Here is a 12,288-nt window from a genome sequence, read left to right on the forward strand (position 1 = left end):
TGAGGAATGGCCGCCCCGGCACGTAACCCCTGGTCTACCCTTCGGCCATGGAGGATCTCGACCGTCGCCTCGTCGGCCTGCTGCTCGCCGACGGCCGCATGAGCTACACGGATCTCGGCAAGGCGACGGGCCTGTCTACCTCCGCGGTGCACCAGCGGGTGCGGCGCCTCGAGGAGCGCGGGGTCATCACCGGGTACACCGCGACGGTCTCGCCCGAGGCGCTGGGCCTGTCGCTCACGGCGCTCATCTCCGTGACCCCTTTCGACCCGAGTGCGCCCGACGACGTCCCAGAGAAGCTGAGCCACATCGCCGAGATCGAGGACTGCCACTCGGTCGCCGGCCTCGAGAGCTACATCCTCAAGGTGCGCGTGTCGACGCCGGGCAACCTCGAGGACCTTCTCGCTCGGATCCGTTCGGCCGCCAACGTTTCGACACGCACGACGGTCGTGCTCTCGACGCCGTGGGAGGGCCGCAGCGCTTCGGCCCTGCCGCGCGAGGACGCCTGACCGCACCCCGCGCGGACTTACGGCCGGCCGATCCTCCCGCGGACGGCACGGGTCACCGTCGCCAGGTCACCGGGAGTGAGCTCGATGTCGAATCCGCGGCGGCCTCCCGACACGAACACGGTGTCAAAGGCGTACGCCGTCTCGTCGAGAACCGTGGGCAGCGCACGCTTCTGCCCGACCGGGGATATGCCGCCGACGACATAGCCGGTGACCCGCTCGGCCGTCGCAGGGTCGGCCATCGTGACGCTCTTGAGGCCCAGCGCAGCCGCCACCGCCTTGAGGTCGAGCTGCCCGGCGACGGGCACGATCCCGACGGCCAGGCTCCTTCCGGTGTCGACGAGCAGGGTCTTGAAGACGCGTGCGGGGTCCACCCCGAGCACGGCAGCCGCCTCCAGTCCGTAGCTCGGCGCCGCCGGGTCGTGGGCGTACGGGTGGCGGCGGTACTCGACCCGGGCGCGGTCCAGGGCGACGGTCGCCGGCGTAGCGGGGCCCTCGCCTGGGCGTGACTTCGCCATCAGGCGCGGCTGGCGACGGAGGCCAGCCCGTCCCAGATCGTCGTGACGACGAGGTCCGTGGCCTCGTCGGCAGTCATGCCCGGATGCGCGCTGCGCCACACCGCGAGCCGCTCGCACCCCCCGATGAGGATCTCCGCCATCGCGGTCACCCGGGTGGCCTGCAGCTCGGCGAAGGCAGGGATGGTGCGCAGGCCCTCGGCGAACGCCTTCGCGGTCTGCTGCCGGATCCGTTCGACCGACTCGGACGCCTCACCGATCAGGGCACCTTCCGTGCGGAGCAGGGCGAAGGCCGCCTCATGGGCGTTGATGAAGGCGAAGAAGGCGTGGACGACTCCGGCGACGCGGTCCCGGACCACCGCATCCGGCTCGGCCCCCCACGAGTCGATGAGCGCCCCCATCAGCTGACGACGGGCTCGCTCGATCGTCGCTGCGAGGAGCCCCTCCTTCGAGCCGAAGTAGTCGTAGATCAGTGGCTTGGTGACGCCTACGTGCTCGGCGATCTCGTCCATCGTTGCGGCCTGGATCCCGCGCTGGGAGAAGACCCTTTCGGCGACCTCGAGCATCTGCGCCTCCCGCTCGGCACGAGGCACGCGGACGCGGGTGGCGGGAGAGCGGGTGGTCACGCGCGCAGTCTACGGGTGGCGCCATGAGGGCCAGGGGCGATCCCACGGCCCCCACGGCATACCGTGTGGGCGGAGTCTCAGACGAGCTGGGACTCAGCGGCCGCCCGGCTGCTCGCGGCGTGCTCCGACGCTGCGGCCATGACCGACTCGTGGTCGACCGCGTCGTGCCACCACTGCTGCCCGGCCGCCGGCAGGGTGTAGATCGGGTCGTAGTAGACGTACTCGCGCGACATCGCCTCGGTGTCGTCGCCCTCGATCGACGTCCGGTAGTTCTTGCGCCAGTAGGAGATGCCGCGCTCGGTGTCGTACTCCTCGACCTGGTGGACCCAGCGCTTGCCGACGAAGGGCACGTCGCAGACGATGCGCGGCGTCGAGAAGCCGGGCAGGTAGCCCATGATCGAGTGCTGGAGGTGCTGGGCCTCGGCCAGCGACAGTCGCCAGTGCTCGGCGAACGGGATCATGTCGCACATGTAGAAGTAGTAGGGCGTGATCTGTGCGCCGTCGGCCAGTGAGAAGCACAGGTCGAGCAGCTGCTCAGGTGTGTTGTTGACGCCCCTCATGAGGACACCCTGGTTGCGCACGTCGCGAACACCCGCCTCGAGCATCGCCTTGGAGGCTCGGGCCACCGCTGGTGTGACCGACTGGGCGTTGTTGACGTGGGTGTGGATCGCGAGCGAGACACCCCGCTCGCGGGCGGTCTTGGAGACCCGCGCCACGCCCTCGACGACGTCCTCGGCGAACCAGTGCTGGGGCAGGCCCATCAGCGCCTTGGTCGCCAAGCGGATGTCGCGGATGTTGTCGATCGTCAGCAGCTGGTCGAGGAAGGACTCGAGGTTCTTCCAGGGCATGTTGGCCACATCACCACCTGAGACGACGACGTCGCGGACCGACGGCGTCCGGCGCAGGTAGTCGAGCATGGCGGAGTACCGGTCGACCGGCTTGAGGTCGAACTTCAGCTTGGCGACCTGCGGCGTCGAGTTGCCGACGAGGTCCATCCGCGTGCAGTGGCCGCAGTACTGCGGGCAGGTCGGCAGGATCTCAGCCAGAACCTTGGTCGGATAGCGGTGCGTCAGGCCCTCGGCGACCCACATGTCGTGCTCGTGGAGGGAGTCACGCGAGGAGTGGGGGTGCGACGGCCAGTCGGTGCGGCGGTCGGAGAAGACGGGCAGCATGTACCGCCGGACCGGATCGGCATAGAACGCCTCGGTGAAGTCAGTCCCCGCTGCCGGCATAGGGGTGTCGGTGCCCGGGACCATCGTGTTGAGCATCTGCGGCGGCACGAGCATCGACATGGTCGCGCGCTCTGCCTGGTCCTTCTCGAGGTCGACGTAGAAGCGGTCGTCGAGCAGGTCGCCCATCAGGGCTCGCAGCTGCTTGACGTTCCTGACACAGTTGACGCGCTGCCACTGCGCGCTGTCCCAGTCGGCCTGGGTGACTCCTGCCCACCCCGGGAACCTCGTCCAGTCGGGCTCGACGAGCTCGCGACGGCGGTACGCGTAGGGCTGCTCAACCTTGGTCATGCGGCCAATGTAACGGCGGGAGCGTCTCCTCTCCAACCGGTGGACCTCACGGATTGGTGAAGATGCGCCCGTGCGGGCCCTATGCTGACGAAAGATCTTCGGCCCAGACCCCATGCAGACAGAAGGATTTGTAATCGTGTCAGACCCGATGTCCGACGCCGCCGAGGCGGCCCAGAAGGCCCGCGAGTCATCGCCCGTCGGGCTGCACCGGGTCCTCGAGCCGAGCGGTGAGTCGATCACGTTGCCCCAGGCCGCGCGCCGTCTCGACGCCCGCCCGCAGCTGTGGGCCGACGAGGTGCGCGTGGACGTGGAGACCCTCAACCTCGACGCCGCGTCGTACCGGCAGCTCGCGGAGAAGCACACCGTCGGCGGCGTCGTCGACGGGGCAGCGGTCCGCGCCGAGGTGCTCGAGATCATCGCCTCGCGCGGCAAGATGCAGAACCCCGTCACCGGGTCGGGCGGCATGCTCATCGGTCGGGTTGCCGAGGTCGGGCCGCGCAGCACTCTCGGACTCGAGGTCGGCGACCGGGTCGCCACGCTCGTCTCCCTGTCGCTCACGCCGCTGCGGGTCACCGATGGCCTCGACGGCTGGGACGGTCTCTCGGAGCAGGTGCCCGCCCAGGGGCACGCGATCCTCTTCGGGCGCAGCATCGCCGCCCGGCTTCCGGACGATCTCGACCCGAGGCTGGCACTCATGGTCATGGACGTCTGCGGAGCCCCGGCACTGGTCGAGCGGGTCGTGGGGGAGTATGCCGCCCGCGGCCACGCGCCGACCGTGGCCGTCCTCGGGGCGGCCGGTAAGTCAGGGTCCCTCTCGCTGGCCGCGGCGCGCGCCGCCGGCGCTCGGCGCGTCATCGGCGTCGTGCCGTTCGAGCGCGAGCGTGCCCTGCTGGAGCCGACCGCACTCGCGGACGAGGTCGTCATCGCCGACGCCAGGTCGCCGCTCGGCCTGTCGGCAGCCGTCGAGGCCGCCGGTGGGCCGGCCGACGTGACGGTCGTGTGCGTGGACGTGCCCGGGTGCGAGCAGCCCGCGATCCTGGCCACGGCCGAGGGCGGCACGATCATCTTCTTCAGCATGGCGACCAACTTCGCGGCCGCCGCGCTCGGCGCCGAGGGGCTCGCCGCCGACGTGAGGATGCTCGTCGGCAACGGCTACGTCCCCGGCCATGCCGAGCTGGCGCTGTCCCTGGTTCGCCAGGTCCCGGCCGTCCGAGCCCTCTTCGAGTCCCGGCTGGATGGTGCTCTCACATGAAAGCTGAGCGGATGTTGGACCTCGACCCGGCGGTCGTCCGGCGGGCGCGGTCGCTCGCGCGCAAGGCCGCTGCGCCCGTGGTCAAGATCGCGAAGAGCCACACCACGGTGTCGGTCGAACGGGCGACGCTGCGGCTCGCCGGCCTGTCCGGCGCCGACCACGAGCGCGTGCCGTGGGTGAACCACCTCGTCACCGCGGTCCGTGACGAGGTCGGCCTGGAGCACGGCGTCACGACACCGGTCTTCGACGCGCTGCTGCGAGGGGAGGCGGAGGACCTGGCCACGCTCGCCCAGAAGGCGGCGAGCGGGAGCGTCCAGTTCAGGCTGCCGGCCGGGCGCGAGGCCCAGGCGGCACAGCGCGCAGCGGCCAAGGGAGTCGGTGCCGGCCTCAAGCGCATCGACGCCGCACGCCGGACCCGAGACCGGCTGGTGCGCAAGCACGGCGACCCCCAGAGCAAGCCCTGGATCTACCTCATCGTCGCGACGGGTGACATCTACGAGGACATCCCACAGGCCCAGGCAGCGGCCCGTGAAGGGGCCGACATCATCGCGGTGATCCGATCGACCGGGCAGTCGCTGCTCGACTACGTGCCCGAGGGGGCCACGCGCGAGGGGTTCGCTGGCACCTACGCCACGCAGGAGAACTTCCGGCTCATGAGGGCCGCGCTCGACGACGTGAGCGCCGAGCTCGGCCGCTACGTGCGCCTCACGAACTACGCGTCGGGCCTGTGCATGCCCGAGATCGCCGCGCTCGCGGGCATGGAGCGTCTCGACATGATGCTCAACGACTCGATGTACGGCATCCTCTTCCGCGACATCAACCCGATCCGGACCTTCGTGGACCAGCGGTTCTCCCGGCAGATCCACGCCCGCGCGGGGATCATCATCAACACCGGCGAGGACAACTACCTGACCACGGCCGACGCGGTCGAGGCCGCCCATACCGTCACCGTGAGCCAGCTGCTCAACGAGCGGTTCGCCAAGGAGGCCGGTCTCGAGGACTGGCAGCTGGGCCTGGGGCACGCCTTCGAGATCAACCCCGACATCCCCGACAGCTTCCGGCTGGAGCTCGCCCACGCCCTGCTGGCGCGCCAGCTGTTCCCGGACGCCCCGCTGAAGTGGATGCCACCGACGAAGCACATGACCGGCGACGTCTTCCGGGGGTACCTGCTCGACGGCTTCTTCAACCTCGTCGGGGCTATGACCGGTCAGGGCATCCTGCTGGTCGGGATGATGACCGAGGCGGTCGTCACGCCGTTCCTGTCGGACCGCGACCTGGCGCTGCAGAACGTCCGCTACGTCATGAACGCTGCCAGCGGCCTCAAAGAGGACTTCCGCCCGCCCCGCGACGGCCTCATCCAGACCCGTGCCCGCCAGGTGCTCTCGGAGGCCGTCGACCTGCTCGACCGCATCGTCAGCGACACCGACGCCGCGGGCGACGCGCCACTGCTCGCCGCGATCGCGGACGGCACCTTCGGACTGATGAAGCGCCCCGCCACGGGCGGCAAGGGGCTCGAGGGCGTCTTCGAGCGCGCGACGGCATACGACAACCCGGCCCTCACGGCTCTCGATGCGTGGCAGGACGCGAAGGGAGGGTCCCGATGAGCGCCCAGCAGGTCACGGCCACGCAGGGCAGCATCATCCGGCCCTACGGCGACACGACCGGCGACGGCATGATGCAGGTGTCGTTCACGCTGCCGCTGCCACACGACAAGCGGGCCGAGGGTGCCGCCCTCCAGCTCGCCCGCAAGATGGGTCTCGACCCCGCGCTGCTGGTCCACGCCAAGGCGATGGGCCCGGACTTCACGTTCTTCGTGGTCTACGGCTCCTCGACCCATCTGGTCAACCTCGACGACGTCCACGTCGTCGAGCGGGAGTACCCGCTGCTCTCGGCAAAGGATGCGAACCTCACGATCCGCAAGCAGCTGCGCCGCAAGCTGGTCGTGGTCGGCGCGTGCATCGGCACCGACGCCCATACCGTGGGCATCGACGCGATCCTCAACATCAAGGGCTTCGCCGGAGAGAAGGGGCTGGAGTACTACCGCGAGATCAAGGTCGTGAACCTCGGCGCTCAGGTGCTCGTTCCCGACCTCGTCGCCCGCGCCCGCGCGGAGAAGGCCGACGCGGTGCTGGTCAGCCAGGTGGTCACGCAGAAGGACGCCCACATCCACAACACCACCCAGATGTCGGCGGCGTTCCGCGAGGCCTACCCCGCGGGACAGGTGCCGATCCTCATCGCGGGCGGACCTCGCTTCGAGGAGGGATCGGCCCCCACGCTGGGCGTCGACCGGATCTTCGGCCGCGGGACGACCCCGGGCGAGGTCGCGAGCTACCTCGTGCACGAGATCGGCGTCAGGAAAGGCAGGAAGGCATGAACGAGACCCAGGCGGACACGACCCACCCGACGGAGGCTGCGCCGAGCACGACACGCGCGAGCGTGGGCCAGCGCCTCACGCACCGTCGCTACGTCCCCTACAGCCACGCGCACTACGCCGGGAACCTCGTCGATGGCGCGTACTCGCTGGCCGCCTTCGGCGACGTCGCCACGGACCTGTGCATCACGACCGATGGCGACGAGGGCCTGTTCGCGTCCTACAGCGACGTCCAGTTCCGGGCTCCGGTCCGCGCCGGCGACGTCATCGAGATCAGCGCCGAGCTGGTCCGGGTGGGCACGCGGTCGCGCGAGATGGCGTTCGAGGTGCGGGTCGTCGGCCGGGGCGACACCTCGCGGGGTGAGTCGGCCGCTGCTGTGCTCGACCCGCCGCTGGTCGCGACGACGGCCCGCGGCGTCGTGGTCGTGCCCTGACGCCCGACCGGGCCCGAGGTCGCCTCGCGAGCTCACCGCTGGTGGCCGGTGACCCCGCACGGGGCCAGGCGGCATACGGTGACCTCGTGCGACCCGACCCCCGACGCCGCCTCGTGCTGCGGCTGGCCGCCGCCCTCGCGGGCGGTGGCCTGCTGTGCCTGGCCTTCCCCACGTTCGACGTGTGGCCGGCCGCACCTGTGGCGCTGGCGCTGATGGCGTGGGCGTGGTCCGGTCTCGGCCCCTGGCGCGGCCTGCTGCTCGGCACGGCGTCCGGCCTCGTCTTCTTCGTCCCCACGCTCAGCTGGTCGGGGATCTACGTGGGGTCGGTGCCGTGGCTCGCGCTGTCGACCTTGGAGGCCCTCTTCTTCGGCATCGCGGGTGCGCTCTACGGGTGGCTGACATGCGACCGCGGCGTCCGGCCTCTTGCCTTCGCCCTGACGTGGGTCGTCGCTGAAGGCTTCCGAGCGCGGGCACCCTACGGTGGCTTTCCGTGGCTCAAGCTGGCCTTCGGCCAGGCAGACTCACCCTTCGGGCGCCTCGTCGCGCTCGGTGGGCCGCCGTTCGTGGGCTTTGTGATCGCGCTGGCCGGGGCCCTGCTTGCGCTTGCTGCTCAGCGCCTGGTCACGGCTCGCCGAGAGGGCCGCCGTATGCCGTCCCGCGCGGTCGCGCTGCCGGTGGCCGCGGCACTCGTGCTCGGGGTCGCCGGTCTGGCCGTGCCACTGCCGACCGACGGGCCGACCGCGCAGTTCCTCGGGGTGCAGGGCAACGTGCCCCGCCCGGGTCTCGACTTCAACGCGGAGCGTCGGCAGGTGCTGGACAACCACGTCGCGGCGACGCTGAAGGCCCAGGCAGACATCGAGGCGGGTCGGGCTCCGAAACCGGACCTCGTCGTCTGGCCCGAGAACGCATCGGACATCGACCCGCTGCGAAACGCGGACGCGAAGGCCGAGATCCTCGACACGGTCGAGCGGCTCGGCCGTCCGCTCATCGTGGGGGGACTGCTCGAGGAGCCTCCCGGCTACGTGTCCAACGTCGCCTTGCTCTTCGAGCCGGGCAAGGGCAACACCGACCGGTACGTCAAGCGCCACCCGGTGCCGTTTGCCGAGTACATCCCGAACCGGGCCTTCTGGCGGATCTTCAGCAGCGAGGTCGACCTGGTCACCCGCGACTTCGTCAAAGGCCCCGAGCCCGGCGTGTTCACCGTGGCGGCGCAGGACGGACGGCCGATCCGGGCGGGCCTGGCCATCTGCTTCGAGGTGGCCTACGACGACATCATGCGCGACGTGGTCACCCAAGGGGCCAACATGCTCGTCGTCCAGACGAACAACGCGACCTTCGGCTACACCGCCGAGTCCCCGCAGCAGCTGGCCATCAGCCGCCTTCGGGCCATGGAGTTCGGGCGTTCGGTGGTGCATGTCTCGACCGTGGGACAGAGCGCGCTGATCACGCCCGACGGAACTGCGCACCAGGTGACGTCGTTGTTCACGCAGGCAGTGGTCCGAGGGGCCCTACCATTGCGGGACGCCACGACGCTGGCCACCCGCGTGGGTGAGGCACCCGAGTGGGTCGCGGCCGGCGCTCTGCTCGCCCTGCTCATGGCGGGCCTAAGGCGCCCCCGACCGGTGACCCCGGACCAGATGAAGGAAGAGGATGACGACGACGAAGCATGAGCCGGTCACCCGGGTGGCTGTGCTCATCCCGACCTACAACGAGCGGGAGAACCTGCCCGGCATCGTCGCGCGGGTGCGCGCGAGCGTGCCAGCGGCCGACGTCTTCGTCCTCGACGACAACTCACCCGACGGCACCGGCGCTCTGGCCGACGAGCTGGCCGCGGGCGACCCGCAGGTGCGGGTCATGCACCGCGCGGGCAAGGAAGGGCTCGGCAAGGCGTATCTCGCGGGCTTCGAGACCGTCCTCGCCGAGGGGTACCACGCCGCCGTCGAGATGGACGCCGACGGCTCGCACCAGCCGGAGCAGCTGCCGTCGCTGCTCGCCGCGCTCGCCGACGCCGACGTCGTCATCGGCGCGCGGTGGATGCGTGGCGGTGAGGTGCGCAACTGGCCGTTGCGCCGCAAGGTGCTCTCGGTCGGCGCCAACGCCTACACCAAGATGCTGCTCGGGATGCCGGTCAACGACGCGACCGCCGGCTACCGCGTGTACCGCTCCAGCGCGCTGCGCACCATGGGGCTCGACGGGGTCGAGTCGCAGGGATACTGCTTCCAGATCGACCTGACCCTGCGCGCAGTGCGGGCCGGGCTGAAGGTCGTCGAGGTGCCGATCACGTTCGTCGAGCGAGAGGTCGGGGTGTCGAAGATGGGCAAGGACATCGTCCGCGAGGCGCTGACCAGCGTGACGCGGTGGGGTGTGGAGCACCGGCTGGAGCAGCTGCGCCGAGCCGGGGCCCGCGTGCGGGGCCACGGTGCCGTGCGGGAGCGACCATGACCAGCCCCACGCCGGCCCGTCGTAGCGGGCTGCGACCCGGGCGGCTCCTCGGGCTGGCCCTGCTTGTCCTGCCCATCCTCGAGATCCTCGTCATCGTGGCCGTGGGCCAGGCGATCGGCGCCTGGCCGACCTTCCTGCTCCTTGTGGCCGGCTGCGTGCTCGGCGTGCTGATCATCCGTCACCAGGGCGGCCGGGCGTGGCGCGCCCTGAACCAGGCGGTCCAGAGCGGCCGGATGCCGGCGCGTGAGCTCGCCGACGGGATCGTCGTCCTGCTCGGCGGCACGTTGTTGCTCGTGCCGGGGTTCATCACCGACGTGCTCGGGCTCATCCTCGTTCTGCCCTTCACCCGGCCGGTGGCGCGCAGCCTGCTCGCCTCCGTCATCAGCCGCCGGATGATCGTGGTGTCCGACCGGTTCACCGGGCCTACAGTGGCGGACCGCGCCGAGTGGGAGCGGCAGGCACCACCCCCACAGGGCCCGCGCCGCTCCGCTTCGAGCGACGAGGTCGTCGAGGGCGAGATCATCGACGAGGACTGAGGTCGTCCCCACGGCACCCGGCCCAACCCCCGGTCGAATGAGCGCCCCGTCCCACCCGCCCCACGGCATACGGCCCCAACCTCGACGGGAAAGGTGGGCATGCGAAAAGCCCGCCTCCACGAACGGGGCGGGCTCTCCGGTGTTGCGTTCTGATGCCTGTCGGGGCGGGGCGGCTCAGGCGCTCTTGCGGCGGCGCGGCTTCTCACCGCGGGACTCGCGAAGCAGCGTCAGGCGCTCCTCGAGGAGCTCCTCGAGCTCGGGGATGGAGCGGCGCTCGAGCAGCATGTCCCAGTGCGTGCGCTGGTGCTTGACCGGCTTGGCCTCCGGCTCGGGCCCACCCTGCAGCTTCGCGTCGAGGCCGCAACGGCACTCCCACGTGGGCGGGATCTCGGCCTCGATGGAGAAGGGCAGCTCGGTGCGATGGCCTTCGGGGCACACATAGACGGTGATCTGACGCTCGCTGGGAACGACGTTCTCGTCGGACTCCATGCTCCTCGACCCGAGGTTGGAACCGCGTAGTGCTCGATCGGCCATGTGGACCCCTCCAAGACTTCTGCCACTGTCGACACCGGTCGGTGTCACACCCTCACAGACGCTTGAACGAGCGACATCGTTGACTTGTTCCCCGAGAAACTGCGAATTGTAAGCGAGTCTCAGACGACGGCGGGCACCGGGTTGCCTGCTTGTTCGATTCCTTCGCGCATCCGCACGCGCGACAGGATGATGCCGCCGACGACGAAGAAGATGATCAGGGCGATGATCGCCCACCGGTAGCTGTGGGTGAACTGGTAGACGAGGCCGAAGATGAGGGTGCCGAGCCAGCTCGTGCCGCGCTCCATGGCCTGGTAGAGGCTGAAGTACTCAGCCTCCCGGCCCTTGGGGATGAGCTGGCTGTAGAGCGACCGCGACAGCGCCTGGGTGCCGCCGAGCACGATGCCGATGCAGAAGGCGAGGGCGACGAAGATGCCCAGCGACCTGGAGGGCACGACGAACGCGATGAGGACGACGAGGGTCCACAAGGCGATGCCCCACAGGACGGTGCGCCAGGCGCCGATCGACGCGGCGACGCGGCCGAACAGCCGGGCACCGCCGAACGCCACGAACTGGACGAACAGGAACACGCCCAGCACGGTCGTCTCCGAGAACTGCAGCTCCTTGGACCCATACACGCTCGAGCTGCCGATGACGGTCTGGATGCCGTCGTTGAAGAACAGGTACGCCAGCAGGAACAGCTTCGTCTGGGGGTAGTTGGCCAGGTCTCGGAAGGTGCTGCGCAGCTGGGCGATGCTGCCGCCGACGACACCCGCCTGGCGCTCGACCGGAGTCTCGACCGTGCCCGTCAGATGGCGCAGGCCGAGGTACGGGATGATCGTGAACCCGGCCCACCAGAGGCCCGCCGACAGGATGCTGATGCGGGTGCTCATCTCCCGGGTGAGGCCGAGGTCCTCGTGGAAGAAGTCGAGAGCGAAGTTGAGGGCCAACAGGATGCCGCCGCCGAGGTAGCCGAAGGCCCAGCCTTTGGACGACACCCGGTCGCGCTCGTTCTCGTTGGCGATCCGGATGAGGATCGAGTCATAGATCACCAGGGACGCGCCGAGGGCGATGCCCGCCACGACGACGAGTGCGGCTCCGAGCTGCCAGTTGCTCCCGGCCACGAAGAACATCAGGCTCGCCGCGAGCGCACCCACCCAGGCGAAGGCGCCGAAAAGCCTGGTGGGCTTCGGGCTGCGGTCGGCGATGGCGCCGATGAAGATGAGCACGATGGCCGAGAGGATCGTCGTGAAGGTGACTGTGAAGAACCACAGCGAACCCGGCGCGACGGGGATCCCGAGGACCGACAGGTTCGTCGTACAGTCCGCGCCGTCGGGCAGACCGGGACAGGCGGCCTCCTCCGCGACAACCGTCAGATAAGGGCTCATGAGGACCGTGGCGGTGGTCGTGACATAGGCCGAGTTGGCCCAGTCGTACCAGTACCACGCGCGCTGTTCCTTGGTCTCCGGACGCGCCTTGTTCACGACGGCTTGCGACATGCGACGAACTGTGTCACAAGAGGCGGGGTGGCAGGGGTGTGAGTGGGTGAACACGCTGT

13 protein-coding genes are annotated in these 12,288 nt (G+C 69.9%); 8 read left to right on the forward strand and 5 right to left on the reverse strand.

The window, feature by feature from the left end; all coding sequences use genetic code 11:
* Positions 1 to 47 precede the first annotated feature (47 nt).
* Positions 48 to 506: an Lrp/AsnC family transcriptional regulator gene (locus ACYVLP_RS19600; RefSeq protein ID WP_452269409.1), complete on the forward strand. Its 459-nt coding sequence runs from the start codon at positions 48 to 50 to the stop codon at positions 504 to 506.
* Between the two features lie 17 nt (positions 507 to 523).
* Here ACYVLP_RS19600 and ybaK read toward each other — a convergent pair whose 3' ends face one another.
* From ybaK to ACYVLP_RS19615, 3 genes are all read right to left on the reverse strand, one after another.
* Entirely contained in the window at positions 524 to 1,021 is a 498-nt protein-coding gene (gene ybaK, locus ACYVLP_RS19605; protein ID WP_460628998.1) for a Cys-tRNA(Pro) deacylase, read from the reverse strand.
* Positions 1,021 to 1,644 carry a TetR/AcrR family transcriptional regulator gene (locus tag ACYVLP_RS19610; RefSeq protein WP_460628999.1) on the reverse strand — a complete coding sequence of 208 codons (624 nt, stop codon included), beginning with the start codon at positions 1,642 to 1,644 and terminating at the stop codon, positions 1,021 to 1,023. The genes ybaK and ACYVLP_RS19610 overlap by 1 nt, the downstream gene beginning before the upstream one ends.
* A 77-nt stretch (positions 1,645 to 1,721) precedes the next feature.
* Positions 1,722 to 3,164 carry a KamA family radical SAM protein gene (locus ACYVLP_RS19615; protein ID WP_460629000.1) on the reverse strand — a complete coding sequence of 481 codons (1,443 nt, stop codon included), beginning with the start codon at positions 3,162 to 3,164 and terminating at the stop codon, positions 1,722 to 1,724.
* Positions 3,165 to 3,300: 136 nt separating this feature from the next.
* On the opposite strand from ACYVLP_RS19615, the gene kdd reads away from it, so the two are divergent.
* From kdd to ACYVLP_RS19650, 7 genes are all read left to right on the forward strand, one after another.
* On the forward strand, positions 3,301 to 4,416 hold the full coding sequence (gene kdd / locus ACYVLP_RS19620) for an L-erythro-3,5-diaminohexanoate dehydrogenase (protein ID WP_460629001.1): 1,116 nt from the start codon (positions 3,301 to 3,303) through the stop codon (positions 4,414 to 4,416).
* Positions 4,413 to 6,020, forward strand: coding sequence for a lysine 5,6-aminomutase subunit alpha (gene kamD, locus ACYVLP_RS19625; RefSeq protein ID WP_460629002.1), 1,608 nt, complete (start codon positions 4,413 to 4,415; stop codon positions 6,018 to 6,020). The genes kdd and kamD overlap by 4 nt, the downstream gene beginning before the upstream one ends.
* On the forward strand, positions 6,017 to 6,790 hold the full coding sequence (gene kamE, locus ACYVLP_RS19630; protein WP_460629003.1) for a lysine 5,6-aminomutase subunit beta: 774 nt from the start codon (positions 6,017 to 6,019) through the stop codon (positions 6,788 to 6,790). Before kamD ends, kamE begins: the two co-directional genes overlap by 4 nt.
* Positions 6,787 to 7,221: a 3-aminobutyryl-CoA ammonia lyase gene (kal, locus tag ACYVLP_RS19635; RefSeq protein ID WP_460629004.1), complete on the forward strand. Its 435-nt coding sequence runs from the start codon at positions 6,787 to 6,789 to the stop codon at positions 7,219 to 7,221. The genes kamE and kal overlap by 4 nt, the downstream gene beginning before the upstream one ends.
* A gap of 86 nt (positions 7,222 to 7,307) precedes the next feature.
* Positions 7,308 to 8,891, forward strand: coding sequence for an apolipoprotein N-acyltransferase (gene lnt / locus ACYVLP_RS19640; RefSeq protein ID WP_460629005.1), 1,584 nt, complete (start codon positions 7,308 to 7,310; stop codon positions 8,889 to 8,891).
* Positions 8,872 to 9,663 carry a polyprenol monophosphomannose synthase gene (locus ACYVLP_RS19645; protein WP_460629006.1) on the forward strand — a complete coding sequence of 264 codons (792 nt, stop codon included), beginning with the start codon at positions 8,872 to 8,874 and terminating at the stop codon, positions 9,661 to 9,663. Before lnt ends, ACYVLP_RS19645 begins: the two co-directional genes overlap by 20 nt.
* Positions 9,660 to 10,199, forward strand: coding sequence for an FxsA family protein (locus tag ACYVLP_RS19650; protein WP_460629007.1), 540 nt, complete (start codon positions 9,660 to 9,662; stop codon positions 10,197 to 10,199). Before ACYVLP_RS19645 ends, ACYVLP_RS19650 begins: the two co-directional genes overlap by 4 nt.
* 174 nt (positions 10,200 to 10,373) lie before the next feature.
* Here the strand turns inward: ACYVLP_RS19650 and ACYVLP_RS19655 are convergent, their stop codons facing one another.
* Positions 10,374 to 10,733, reverse strand: a complete 360-nt coding sequence (locus ACYVLP_RS19655) for an RNA polymerase-binding protein RbpA (RefSeq protein ID WP_452271574.1) — start codon at positions 10,731 to 10,733, stop codon at positions 10,374 to 10,376.
* Between the two features lie 119 nt (positions 10,734 to 10,852).
* On the reverse strand, positions 10,853 to 12,229 hold the full coding sequence (locus ACYVLP_RS19660) for an MFS transporter (protein WP_460629008.1): 1,377 nt from the start codon (positions 12,227 to 12,229) through the stop codon (positions 10,853 to 10,855).
* Positions 12,230 to 12,288 lie beyond the last annotated feature (59 nt).

Source organism: Intrasporangium mesophilum (assembly GCF_054783095.1).

What these genes read in the sequence shown, in the direction of transcription:
- ACYVLP_RS19600 (WP_452269409.1), top strand. Translation starts at nt 48, where the DNA reads ATGGAGGATCTCGACCGTCGCCTCGTCGGCCTGCTGCTCGCCGACGGC.
- ybaK (WP_460628998.1), bottom strand. Translation starts at nt 1,021, where the DNA reads ATGGCGAAGTCACGCCCAGGCGAGGGCCCCGCTACGCCGGCGACCGTC.
- ACYVLP_RS19615 (WP_460629000.1), bottom strand. Translation starts at nt 3,164, where the DNA reads ATGACCAAGGTTGAGCAGCCCTACGCGTACCGCCGTCGCGAGCTCGTC.
- kamD (WP_460629002.1), top strand. Translation starts at nt 4,413, where the DNA reads ATGAAAGCTGAGCGGATGTTGGACCTCGACCCGGCGGTCGTCCGGCGG.
- kamE (WP_460629003.1), top strand. Translation starts at nt 6,017, where the DNA reads ATGAGCGCCCAGCAGGTCACGGCCACGCAGGGCAGCATCATCCGGCCC.
- kal (WP_460629004.1), top strand. Translation starts at nt 6,787, where the DNA reads ATGAACGAGACCCAGGCGGACACGACCCACCCGACGGAGGCTGCGCCG.
- ACYVLP_RS19645 (WP_460629006.1), top strand. Translation starts at nt 8,872, where the DNA reads ATGACGACGACGAAGCATGAGCCGGTCACCCGGGTGGCTGTGCTCATC.
- ACYVLP_RS19650 (WP_460629007.1), top strand. Translation starts at nt 9,660, where the DNA reads ATGACCAGCCCCACGCCGGCCCGTCGTAGCGGGCTGCGACCCGGGCGG.
- ACYVLP_RS19655 (WP_452271574.1), bottom strand. Translation starts at nt 10,733, where the DNA reads ATGGCCGATCGAGCACTACGCGGTTCCAACCTCGGGTCGAGGAGCATG.
- ACYVLP_RS19660 (WP_460629008.1), bottom strand. Translation starts at nt 12,229, where the DNA reads ATGTCGCAAGCCGTCGTGAACAAGGCGCGTCCGGAGACCAAGGAACAG.